The following is a 7774-nucleotide window of genomic DNA, read 5'->3' as shown; positions in this document are numbered from 1 at the left end:
CCTGTACCTCCTCTTCCCCCCCCCGCCCCGCCCCCACCCTATGGGGGCGCGCGCCCGCTCGCCCGTACCCAAACCCTGATCAAGGGCGAGCACGGCATCGGCACGGTCCGCAAGACCACCCTTCCGGGCGGTCTGCGCATCGTCACCGAGACCCTGCCCTCGGTCCGTTCCGCGACCTTCGGCATCTGGGCGCACGTCGGCTCCCGCGACGAGACGCCGGCCCTGAACGGCGCCACCCACTACCTGGAGCACCTGCTCTTCAAGGGCACGCAGCGGCGGTCCGCCCTGGACATCTCCTCCGCGATCGACGCGGTCGGCGGCGAGATGAACGCGTTCACGGCCAAGGAGTACACGTGCTACTACGCGCGCGTGCTCGACACCGACCTGCCGCTCGCCATCGACGTGGTCTGCGACATGCTGACCGGCTCGGTGATTCTCGAAGACGACGTCAACGTCGAGCGCGGCGCGATCCTCGAAGAGATCGCGATGACCGAGGACGACCCGGGCGACTGTGTGCACGACCTGTTCGCGCACACGATGTTCGGGGACAACGCGCTCGGCCGCCCGGTCCTCGGCACGGTCGACACGGTCAACGCCCTGACCGCCGACCGCATCCGCCGTTTCTACAAGAAGCACTACGACCCGACCCACCTCGTGGTCGCCTGCGCCGGCAACATCGACCACAACAAGGTCGTACGCCAGGTCCGTGCCGCCTTCGAGAAGGCGGGCGCCTTCAAGAGCCTCGACGCCACGCCCATCGCCCCGCGGGACGGCCGGCGCACCATCCGCACCGCGGGCCGCGTCGAACTCCTCGGCCGCAAGACCGAGCAGGCACACGTCGTCCTCGGCATGCCGGGCCTCGCCCGCACGGACGACCGCCGCTGGGCGCTCGGCGTGCTGAACACCGCCCTCGGCGGCGGCATGTCATCCCGTCTCTTCCAGGAGGTCCGGGAGAAGCGCGGTCTGGCCTACAGCGTGTACTCGTACACCTCGGGCTTCGCCGACTGCGGCCTCTTCGGGGTGTACGCCGGCTGCCGGCCCTCGCAGGTCCACGACGTGCTGAAGATCTGCCGGGACGAGCTCGACCACGTCGCCGAGCACGGCCTTTCCGACGACGAGATCGGCCGCGCGATAGGGCAGGTGCAGGGCTCCACCGTCCTGGGCCTCGAGGACACGGGCGCGCTGATGAACCGTATCGGCAAGAGCGAACTGTGCTGGGGCGAGCAGATGTCCGTCGACGACATGCTGGCCCGGATAGCGGCCGTGACCCCGGACGAGGTCCGCGCGGTCGCCCGCGACATCCTGGGACAGCGTCCCTCGCTGTCGGTCATCGGCCCCCTCAAGGACAAGCAGGCCTCCCGGCTGCACGACGCCGTCGCCTGAAACACCCCTGGTTAGGAAGCAGGAACATGAGCAAGCTGCGCGTGGCGGTCCTCGGTGCCAAGGGCCGGATCGGTTCCGAGGCGGTCCGGGCGATCGAGGCCGCCGAGGACATGAAACTGGTCGCCGCCCTCGGCCGTGGCGACAAGCTGGAGACCCTGGCGGAGAAGGGCGCCCAGGTCGCGGTCGAACTCACCACCCCCGCCTCGGTGATGGGCAACCTCGACTTCTGTGTACGCCACGGCATCCACGCCGTCGTCGGGACGACCGGCTGGACCGAGGAGCGTCTCGCGCAGCTCAAGGGCTGGCTCGCCCAGTCCCCGGAGACCGGCGTCCTGATCGCGCCGAACTTCTCCATCGGGGCCGTCCTGACCATGAAGTTCGCGCAGATCGCGGCGCCCTACTTCGAGTCGGTGGAGGTCGTCGAGCTGCACCACCCGAACAAGGTCGACGCCCCGTCCGGCACCGCCACGCGCACCGCACAGCTCATCGCCGAGGCCCGCCGGGCCGCCGGGACCGCCCCGGCCCCCGACGCCACGGTGACGGCCCTGGAAGGCGCCCGTGGCGCGAACGTCGACGGCGTTCCGGTGCACGCGGTCCGCCTGCGTGGCCTGCTGGCCCACCAGGAGGTCCTGCTGGGCGGCGAGGGCGAGACCCTCACCGTCCGCCACGACTCCCTGCACCACAGCAGCTTCATGCCGGGCATCCTGCTGGGCGCCCGCCGGGTGGTGTCGGCCCCGGGCCTGACCTTCGGCCTGGAGAACTTCCTGGACCTGGGCTGACCCGAGGATCCTCAGACATGCGCGCGAAGATCTCCTATGCCGTCACGGCCGCCGTCCTGGTCTTCTACTTCGTCCTGGTCGGCAGCCGCGGCGTGATGCTCATCCAGTCCGGCACGCTCCTCACCGTCACCTTCGGGATCGCGGTGCTGATCCTGCCGGTCATCGGCCTGTGGTTCCTCTGGAAGAACACCCAGTTCGTCCGCAACGCCAACCGGCTCGCCGCCGAGCTCGACGCGGAGGGCGGCCTGCCCGTCGACGAGCTCAGGCGCACCCCCGGCGGCCGCATCGACCGGGACTCGGCCGACGAGGTCTTCGCCAAGCGCAAGGCCGAGACCGAGGCGTCCCCCGACGACTGGCGCAGCTGGTTCCGCCTCGCCGTCGCCTACCACGACGCCCGCGACACCCCTCGCGCCCGCAAGGCGATGCAACGGGCGATCGCCCTGCACGACGGCAAGCCGGTTCCGGCCTGAGCCGCACACGCACACGAAGGCGGCCGGTCCCCGTCCGGGGGTGAATCACGCCTGCGAAGGGGACCGGCCCGCACTTCTGCGGGCCGGCCCCCTTTGCGCGCTCGTGCTGTCAGCCGGTTCCGTGTTCCGTGGCCGGTGTCTCCCCGGCGCTTGCGGCTGGGGCGAGGGTGCGGGCTTGGTGGAGGTCGTGCAGGGGGTCGGTGGTTTCCGTCCCGGGGTGAATCACGTACGCGAAGGGGGCCGTCCCGCACCTCTGCGGACCGGCCCCCTTCGCACAGCTGGTGGCGTCAGCCAAGCCGGCTCTCCGCGGCCCATGTCTCCACGGCGTCCGCGGCCCGGTCGAAGGCCGAGACCCGTGCCAGGAAGTCCAGGTTGTGCGTGGTCAGCAGCGGTGCGGTGTCCTCGGCGGCACGGTCCTTGCGTACGAGCGTCAACGCCTGCCCCTGCACCGTGCGCGGCAGCCCCAGCCAGCGCACCGGCTGCTGCACCGTGCGCACCGCGACCACCTGCCGCCAGGGCACCGTGCGCGTGACGAGGAAGCTCACCTGGCGTACTCCGTACGCGCTCACCCACACGCCCATGCGCAGCAGCCGCAGCGCACTCACGATGACGGCCAGGGCAAGCCCGAAGATCACTCCGGCGGAGGACGGGGAGCCGGTCAGCGCGATGAGGACGGCCGCGAACAGCACATACGAGGCGAGCAGCAGCCACAGCGCGGCCACGCCCACCCGCAGCGGTCCGGGCCGGTAGGGGCGCCGCCAGCGGGTCTGGTCGTCGTACGGCAGGGCGACGTCGTCGGCTGCCTCGAAGGTGTGGTCGGCCGTCAGGAAGGGCAGGGGCACGGCTGGTCCTCACTCATTCCATGCATGGGCTGTGCCCGGTGAGGCTATCCGCCTGTGTCCCCGCTCACCACCCTCGGGGGTCCGGAAGGGTCAGTGCCCCTGGGAGGCCTGGGACTGCTGCGTCTGTGTCGCGGAGGGGGTCGACATCGCCGGCATACCGAGGACCACGGAGCCCACGAGCCCCGCGACGATGGTCAGCCCGAGCAGCCAGCGTCCGGCTGTCTGACCCGCGGACGAGCGCTGACGGGGTGGGGGAGCGACATTGCTGCGGAACTCGTCGGCCTCGGCGAGGAAGGCGAACGGGACGGGATCGCGCCGACGGAACATCGGGACGGGTCTCCTTCAGGGATCGAACGAACGGTTCTCACCGACACAGACGAGCGATCGGCGCAGAAGGTGCCCGCTTGCCCCGAATTCACAGAAGTTCTCCGAGGTTCGCCGAAGATGTCGCGTCCCGGCACCGAACGCCCCGTTGTCAGAGCCGGGCCGTAGAGTGGGCGCCGCCCGAGAGAAGTGATGGAAGGACCCTCCGAGCCGTGACCGACACCCCCGTCGACGACCTCAAGCCCAGTTTCCGCAGTGATGTCACCGTCGAGCTGGTCAAGCACACCGCGTCGGACGCCGACGTGCTGTTCGCCGCCCGTGTCTCGACCGTCGGCGAGCAGTCCCTGGACGAGCTGCACAAGGACCCGGAGCGCTCCAAGGGGCTGATCAACTACCTGATGCGGGACCGGCACGGCAGCCCGTTCGAGCACAACTCGATGACGTTCTTCATCAGCGCCCCGATCTTCGTCTTCCGCGAGTTCATGCGACACCGCGTGGGCTGGTCGTACAACGAGGAGAGCGGCCGCTACCGCGAGCTCCAGCCGGTCTTCTACGTGCCCGACGAGTCCCGCAAGCTGGTCCAGGAGGGCCGCCCGGGCAAGTACGTCTTCGTGGAGGGCACCCAGGCCCAGCAGGAACTGGTCGGCCGCGTCATGGAGGACTCGTACGTCCAGGCGTACGAGGCGTACCAGGAGATGCTCGCCGCCGGTGTCGCCCGCGAGGTGGCCCGCTCGGTCCTCCCCGTCGGCCTGTTCTCGTCGATGTACGCCACCTGCAACGCCCGCTCGCTGATGCACTTCCTCGGTCTGCGCACCCAGCACGAGCTGGCCAAGGTGCCGTCCTTCCCGCAGCGGGAGATCGAGATGGTCGGCGAGAGGATGGAGGAGGAGTGGGCCAGGCTGATGCCGCTCACCTACGCGGCCTTCAACGCCAACGGTCGCGTGGCGCCGTGAGCCGACGCAGGACCGCGGTGCGGGACCGCTGACGCGCCGCGGGTACACATGTACGCATCAGCCACCCGAAGTGTCCGTATTGCGGCATTCTGAGAAGTTCATCTAGCCTGATCAAAGGGACCCGGCACTGCTTGAACCCCCGAGCAGGCAGTGCCGGGCTCCATATTTGTCAGGACTTTCCCCGCACCCCGAGGGCAGACCAGGCGAGGGGCAGCGAGTAGCGTGTTACCCATGGCTCCGACCTCCACTCCGCAGACCCCCTTCGGGCGGGTCCTCACCGCCATGGTCACGCCCTTCACGGCGGACGGCGCACTTGACCTCGACGGCGCGCAGCGGCTCGCCACCCACCTGGTGGACGCAGGCAACGACGGCCTGATCATCAACGGCACCACCGGTGAGTCCCCCACCACCAGCGACGCGGAGAAATCGGACCTCGTACGAGCCGTGCTGGAGGCCGTCGGCGACCGGGCCCACATCGTGGCCGGCGTCGGCACCAACGACACCCACCACAGCATCGAGCTGGCCAAGGCCGCCGAGAAGACCGGCGCACACGGCCTCCTGGTCGTCACGCCGTACTACAACAAGCCCCCGCAGGAGGGCCTGTACCGCCACTTCACGGCCGTCGCCGACGCCACCGAACTGCCGGTCATGCTCTACGACATCCCCGGCCGCAGCGGCGTCGCGATCAACACCGAGACGCTCGTACGCCTCGCCGGGCACCCGAGAATCGTCGCCAACAAGGACGCCAAGGGCGACCTCGGCCGCGCAAGCTGGGCCATCGCCCGGTCCGGCCTGGCCTGGTACTCCGGCGACGACATGCTCAACCTGCCGCTGCTCTCCGTGGGCGCGGTCGGCTTCGTCTCGGTCGTCGGCCATGTGGTCACCCCCGACCTGCGGGCACTCATCGAGGCCTTCACCTCCGGCGACGTCCAGAAGGCCACCGAGATCCACCAGAAACTGCTCCCGGTCTACACCGGCATGTTCCGCACCCAGGGCGTCATGACCACGAAGGCCGCGCTCGCCCTCCGGGGTCTGCCCGCCGGCCCCCTGCGCTCGCCGATGGTCGAGTGCTCGCCCGAGGAGATCGCCCAGCTCAAGATCGATCTTGCTGCGGGCGGGGTACAGCTCTGACACGAGACTTCACAACTGAATAGGCAGGACACCGGTGCCTGCACCCCACAACGACAACTGCTTCTGCACGAACGTCACGCGCGCCACGTGCCCACCGGTACGTGGCGCGCGTGGTGAGGAGAGTCTTTTGAGTCATCCGCATCCTGAACTGGGTCCGCCCCCGGCGCTCCCCGAAGGCGGTCTGAGGGTCACCCCGCTCGGCGGCCTCGGCGAGATCGGCCGGAACATGACGGTCTTCGAGTACGGCGGCCGTCTGCTGATCGTCGACTGCGGAGTGCTCTTCCCCGAGGAGGAGCAGCCCGGAATCGACCTGATCCTGCCGGACTTCTCGTCCATCCGGGACCGCCTCGACGACATCGAGGGCATCGTCCTCACGCATGGCCACGAGGACCACATCGGCGGCGTCCCCTACCTCCTCCGCGAGAAGCCGGACATCCCGCTGATCGGCTCCAAGCTGACCCTCGCGCTCATCGAGGCGAAGCTCCAGGAGCACCGCATCCGCCCGTACACCCTTGAGGTGGCCGAGGGGAACCGCGAACGCGTCGGCCCCTTCGACTGCGAGTTCATCGCGGTCAACCACTCCATCCCGGACGCACTGGCCGTGGCCATCCGCACTCCCGCCGGCATGGTGGTGCACACGGGCGACTTCAAGATGGACCAGTTGCCGCTGGACAACCGTCTGACGGACCTGCACGCGTTCGCACGCCTCAGCGAGGAAGGCATCGACCTCCTCCTCAGCGACTCCACGAACGCCGAGGTCCCCGGCTTCACTGCGCACGAGCGGGACATCTCCAACGTCCTGCGCCAGGTCTTCGCGGGCGCCCGCAAGCGGATCATCGTGGCGAGCTTCGCCAGTCACGTCCACCGCATCCAGCAGATTCTGGACGCCGCGCACGAGTACGGCCGCCGGGTCGCCTTCGTCGGCCGCTCGATGGTCCGCAACATGGGCATCGCCCGGGACCTGGGCTATCTGAAGGTCCCGCCGGGACTGGTCGTGGACGTCAAGACACTGGACGACCTCCCGGACGACGAGGTGGTCCTGGTCTGCACGGGTTCCCAGGGCGAGCCGATGGCGGCCCTGTCGCGCATGGCCAACCGCGACCACCAGATCCGGATCGTCCCGGGCGACACCGTCATCCTGGCCTCGTCCCTGATCCCCGGCAACGAGAACGCGGTCTACCGCGTGATCAACGGCCTGACCCGCTGGGGCGCGAACGTCGTCCACAAGGGCAACGCCAAGGTGCACGTCTCCGGGCACGCGTCCGCGGGCGAGCTGCTGTACTTCTACAACATCTGCCGCCCGAAGAACCTGATGCCGGTGCACGGCGAATGGCGCCACCTGCGTGCCAACGCCGAACTGGGCGCCCTGACCGGCGTTCCGCACGACCGGATCGTCATCGCGGAGGACGGCGTGGTCGTCGACCTCGTCGAGGGCAAGGCGAAGATCTCCGGCAAGGTCCAGGCCGGTTACGTGTACGTCGACGGCCTCTCGGTCGGCGACGTCGGTGAGCCGGCACTGAAGGACCGCAAGATCCTCGGTGACGAGGGCATCATCTCGGTCTTCGTGGTGGTGGACTCGTCCACCGGCAAGATCACGGGCGGTCCGCACGTCCACGCCCGGGGTTCCGGCATCGACGACTCGGCCTTCGGGGACGTCATCCCGAAGATCACGGAAGTGCTGGAGCGTTCGGCCCAGGACGGCGTCGTGGAGCCCCACCAACTGCAGCAACTCATCCGCCGCACCCTCGGCAAGTGGGTCTCGGACACCTATCGGCGCAGGCCGATGATCCTCCCGGTCGTCGTGGAGGTCTGACACGCGTACGGCCCTTCGTACGCGCGAACCTGGTGCGGGGGGGGGGGGGGGCGGGGGCGGGGGGGTGGGGGCGCGCGGG

At 69.4% G+C, this 7774-nt stretch carries 8 protein-coding genes; 6 read left to right on the top strand and 2 right to left on the bottom strand.

Translation table 11 applies throughout. From position 1 onward, the window contains the following. Nucleotides 1-75 precede the first annotated feature (75 nt). From ACFW2E_RS36115 to ACFW2E_RS36105, 3 genes are read left to right on the top strand one after another with little or no spacing between them, the layout of a single operon-like run. Nucleotides 76-1383 carry a M16 family metallopeptidase gene (locus ACFW2E_RS36115; RefSeq protein ID WP_384473016.1) on the top strand — a complete coding sequence of 436 codons (1308 nt, stop codon included), beginning with the start codon at nt 76-78 and terminating at the stop codon, nt 1381-1383. 26 nt (nt 1384-1409) lie between these two features. Continuing rightward, the gene (gene dapB / locus ACFW2E_RS36110; RefSeq protein WP_384473013.1) at nt 1410-2162 is read left to right on the top strand and encodes a 4-hydroxy-tetrahydrodipicolinate reductase; all 753 of its coding nucleotides are present in this window, start codon (nt 1410-1412) and stop codon (nt 2160-2162) included. Between the two features lie 17 nt (nt 2163-2179). Further along, nucleotides 2180-2632 carry a hypothetical protein gene (locus ACFW2E_RS36105; protein ID WP_384473011.1) on the top strand — a complete coding sequence of 151 codons (453 nt, stop codon included), beginning with the start codon at nt 2180-2182 and terminating at the stop codon, nt 2630-2632. 287 nt (nt 2633-2919) lie between these two features. Here ACFW2E_RS36105 and ACFW2E_RS36100 read toward each other — a convergent pair whose 3' ends face one another. Continuing rightward, nucleotides 2920-3474, bottom strand: a complete 555-nt coding sequence (locus tag ACFW2E_RS36100; RefSeq protein WP_384473008.1) for a hypothetical protein — start codon at nt 3472-3474, stop codon at nt 2920-2922. Nucleotides 3475-3564: 90 nt separating this feature from the next. Next, nucleotides 3565-3801 (bottom strand): hypothetical protein, encoded by a 237-nt coding sequence (locus tag ACFW2E_RS36095; protein ID WP_384473005.1) that lies wholly within the window; start codon nt 3799-3801, stop codon nt 3565-3567. Nucleotides 3802-4010: 209 nt separating this feature from the next. On the opposite strand from ACFW2E_RS36095, the gene thyX reads away from it, so the two are divergent. The 3 genes from thyX to ACFW2E_RS36080 all read left to right on the top strand — a co-directional run bounded on the left by thyX (nt 4011) and on the right by ACFW2E_RS36080 (nt 7695). Next, nucleotides 4011-4751 carry an FAD-dependent thymidylate synthase gene (gene thyX / locus ACFW2E_RS36090; RefSeq protein WP_384473002.1) on the top strand — a complete coding sequence of 247 codons (741 nt, stop codon included), beginning with the start codon at nt 4011-4013 and terminating at the stop codon, nt 4749-4751. A gap of 231 nt (nt 4752-4982) precedes the next feature. Further along, a complete protein-coding gene (dapA, locus tag ACFW2E_RS36085) occupies nt 4983-5882 on the top strand; it encodes a 4-hydroxy-tetrahydrodipicolinate synthase (RefSeq protein ID WP_384473000.1) in 900 nt (299 codons plus the stop codon). A 127-nt stretch (nt 5883-6009) separates the two neighbouring features. Next, nucleotides 6010-7695, top strand: a complete 1686-nt coding sequence (locus ACFW2E_RS36080) for a ribonuclease J (RefSeq protein WP_384472997.1) — start codon at nt 6010-6012, stop codon at nt 7693-7695. Nucleotides 7696-7774: the final 79 nt, after the last annotated feature.

It is taken from the genome of Streptomyces sp. NPDC058964, assembly GCF_042741275.1.
In the GTDB taxonomy this organism is placed as follows: Bacteria; Actinomycetota; Actinomycetes; order Streptomycetales; family Streptomycetaceae; genus Streptomyces.
This window is presented reverse-complemented; position numbering and strand designations above follow the sequence as displayed.

Coding starts and splice junctions, on each gene's coding strand:
- dapB (WP_384473013.1), top strand. CDS start 1,410: ATGAGCAAGCTGCGCGTGGCGGTCCTCGGTGCCAAGGGCCGGATCGGT.
- ACFW2E_RS36105 (WP_384473011.1), top strand. CDS start 2,180: ATGCGCGCGAAGATCTCCTATGCCGTCACGGCCGCCGTCCTGGTCTTC.
- ACFW2E_RS36095 (WP_384473005.1), bottom strand. CDS start 3,801: ATGTTCCGTCGGCGCGATCCCGTCCCGTTCGCCTTCCTCGCCGAGGCC.
- dapA (WP_384473000.1), top strand. CDS start 4,983: ATGGCTCCGACCTCCACTCCGCAGACCCCCTTCGGGCGGGTCCTCACC.